Annotated in this window: 1 protein-coding gene; it reads right to left on the reverse strand. The window is 30.0% G+C overall.

Annotated features, from left to right (window positions below):
- Window positions 1–925: stage II sporulation protein P (gene spoIIP, locus KI369_RS27205; RefSeq protein WP_212958697.1), on the reverse strand; the 925-nt coding region annotated here is incomplete at its 3' end.
- Window positions 926–938: the final 13 nt, after the last annotated feature.

Genomic DNA, 938 nt, shown 5'->3' on the forward strand with positions numbered 1-938 from the left:
CGTCTAAATATGAATTGATTGCCGTTACTATTTTTTTATTTTGTTCAAAGTTAGGATTTTCTCGTCCTAAAATAAAATAGAGCCTCGCATAATTCTTTCCGTTAATATTTTTGGTTGTAATATTTTTTCGTGCATCATCTCTATGAAGGTCCATTGGAAACATAATATTTTTATCTTGTGCTAATTTATCTTGTAATATTTGACGAGATCCTTTGTAGGATTGGGCCCAGTTTAAATTTTTATTTCGCAGAAAATCCCTCATATTTGTCGTATCATGTGAAACACCTATTCCTTTTTCTTCTAACTTTTGTTTTAAATAATTTCCAACAAACGTAATATTCACTTCATTATTTGTACTAGAGGCATCATTAGGTTTAGTAGCACCTGGAATGAGAGGAATAAACGATTCCCAACTATGTGTATGATAAATAAAAACTTTATTTTCACCGTTATTTTGTGTATTTGCATTGTTTTCTTTCTCACTCTTTGGGTGCTTAACAGCAGAACCTTTATCCTTAATATTCTCTAAAGGAATGCTGGATTCTTCAGGAATGTTCGTATAATCTGTCCCTTCCCCAGCAATTAATATTTCCGAATAAAATTGATTCATATTTGGAAGTTCTCGAGTTAATAAACTTCGGAGGTCATTTACATTAATATTTGTAGAAAGTGACAGTAAAAAAGATTCCAAAGACGCTCGTCCTTTTTCTTTATAAAATTCTTCTGCAAAATAACGATTTTCACTGCCTATCATATACATAAGGCCTTTAGTAGAATTCGTTCCTAATAATTGATTAACATAATACGATTTAAATACGTTCGAATTACTAGAAATGAAGAATGAAGTGAGAATACATATAATCGTGAATAAAATACATATCACTACATACTTTATATTAAATACTTTCAGTTTCACTTTATTCATTTTATATCTCCCT

Source organism: Bacillus sanguinis (assembly GCF_018332475.1).
In the GTDB taxonomy this organism is placed as follows: domain Bacteria; phylum Bacillota; class Bacilli; order Bacillales; family Bacillaceae_G; genus Bacillus_A; species Bacillus_A sanguinis.